Annotated in this window: 2 protein-coding genes; one reads left to right on the top strand and one right to left on the bottom strand. The window is 74.9% G+C overall.

The window, feature by feature from the left end; translation table 11 throughout:
• Nucleotides 1-118 precede the first annotated feature (118 nt).
• Nucleotides 119-709 (bottom strand): TIGR03086 family metal-binding protein, encoded by a 591-nt coding sequence (locus AN218_RS29865; RefSeq protein WP_070020180.1) that lies wholly within the window; start codon nt 707-709, stop codon nt 119-121.
• A gap of 206 nt (nt 710-915) precedes the next feature.
• Here AN218_RS29865 and AN218_RS29860 point away from each other — a divergent pair.
• Nucleotides 916-1,983: MBL fold metallo-hydrolase (locus tag AN218_RS29860; protein ID WP_107421611.1), on the top strand; the 1,068-nt coding region annotated here is incomplete at its 3' end.

The raw sequence follows: 1,983 nt of genomic DNA, 5'->3' as shown, positions 1-1,983 counted from the left end.
CACCCGGGACGGTCGGCCGCCCCCGCCCTCCGCCGCGCAGCGTCGACGCACCGGAACGGGTCACCGGCCGGCGGCCCGAGGTCACGGGACCGGGACCGGGACCGGGACCGGGACCGGCTCAGCGGGCGGCCGGGCTCCAGTCCGGGCGGCGTCCGCCCAACCCCACCGCCCGCTCCAGCAGCGAGGAACCCTCCGGGACCTCGACGACGGGGCCGAAGATCCCGTCCCGCGCCGCGAGCGCCCCGGACTCGGAGAGCATCCCGACCGACACCTCCAGGCTGGCGGGGTCGCCCTCGTACTCCTGGCCCGTGGCCCGCGCCAAGTCCCAGCCGTGCAGGACGAGTTCGTTGAGGGCGACCATGCCCGCGACCCCGCCGGGCAGATCGATGCCGCCGGCCTGCGTCTCCCCCGCCCAGGCGGACGGATCGCGCCAGGCGGCGGCCAGCTCGTCGAGCTGCGCGGGCAGCCGCACGCGCCAGTCCGCCGGCAGATCGGGCAGCCCTGCGCCGGGGTTCTGCGTGGTGCCGGGGCCCAGGTCCTTGCGGGCGGCGTCGGTGAACGCCCGGCTCAGGCCGAGCAGATGGGCCAGCAGATCCCGTACGGAATACTCCGGACACGGCGTCGGCGCGGCCAGCCCGTCGTCCCGTACTCCGTCGAGCAGTCCCTTCACCTCGCGCGCCTGCGGCCCCAGATCGAGCATGGACGTCATGTGCGCACCCCTTTCCGCTGCACGGCGGACTCTCCGCCGCCCCGCATATGCCGACCGGCCGCGGCCGGAGGATTCATCGCCGGGAACAAACCGGGCGACGAACGGCGTTCTGCATGTCGTCACCGGGAGGCGCCATGCGGATGCGACGGGTGTCACAGGTGGGACGGGTGCGACCGGCTGCGGCCGGAGCGGAACGGGAGATGTGAATGAGCGGCGTATTCGGCTTCAGGCCGGCCTCCTTCGGCGCGGAGCCCTCGGGCGAGCGGCTGGCACGCATCGAGCGGTCGCCGCACTACGACAAGGAGGCGGGGGCGTTCCGCAACCCGCTGCCCGCGGGCCGCACCCCACGGGCCGTGCGCAGCCGCCGCGAGATGGTGAAGGCCCTGCTCAGCCGGGAGGGGCGCAGCCCCGGGGGCCCGGTGCCCGTCGTCCGTCCCGAGCTGTCCTCCCCGCCGGCGTCCGGACTGCGGCTCACCTGGCTCGGGCACGCCACGGTGCTCGCGGAGATCGACGGCAGACGGGTGCTCTTCGACCCGGTCTGGGGAGAGCGCTGCTCGCCGTTCTCGTTCATCGGGCCGCGGCGGCTGCACGCCGCCCCGCTGCCGCTGGCCGCGCTGGGGAAGCTGGACGCCGTCGTCGTCTCGCACGACCACTACGACCATCTCGATCTGCCCACCGTGCGTGAACTCGCCGAGAGCGACGTGCCGTTCGCCGTTCCGCTGGGCGTCGGCGCCCATCTGGAGCGCTGGGGCGTACCGCCCGAGCGCTTCCACGAGCTGGACTGGCACGAGTCGGCGGAGATCGCCGGGCTGCGGCTGACGGCCACGCCCGCCCGGCACTTCTGCGGCAGGGGCCTGCGCAACCCGCAGCGCACCCTGTGGGCGTCCTGGACGGTGACGGGCCCGGAGCACCGCGTCTTCCACAGCGGCGACACGGGCTACTTCCCCGGCTTCGCCGAGATCGGCGCGGCGCACGGGCCGTTCGACGCGACCATGATCCAGGTCGGCGCGTACAGCGAGTTCTGGCCCGACATCCATATGACGCCCGAGGACGGGCTCCGTGCCCACCTCGATCTGACGGGCACCGCCGGTGCGATGCTGCCGATCCACTGGGGCACCTTCAACCTCGCCCCGCACCCGTGGGCGGAGCCCGGTGAACGGGTGCTGGCCGCGGCGGCGGACGTGGGCGTACGGGCCGCGCTGCCGGTGCCGGGCGGCAGCTTCGAGCCGTCGGCGCCCGCGCTGCCCGGCTCGCCCTGGTGGCGTGATCTGGGC

Source organism: Streptomyces nanshensis (assembly GCF_001751255.1).
Lineage (GTDB): Bacteria > Actinomycetota > Actinomycetes > Streptomycetales > Streptomycetaceae > Streptomyces > Streptomyces nanshensis_A.
Note: the sequence above shows the minus strand (reverse complement) of the source record. Positions and strands in the feature narration are given on the sequence as shown.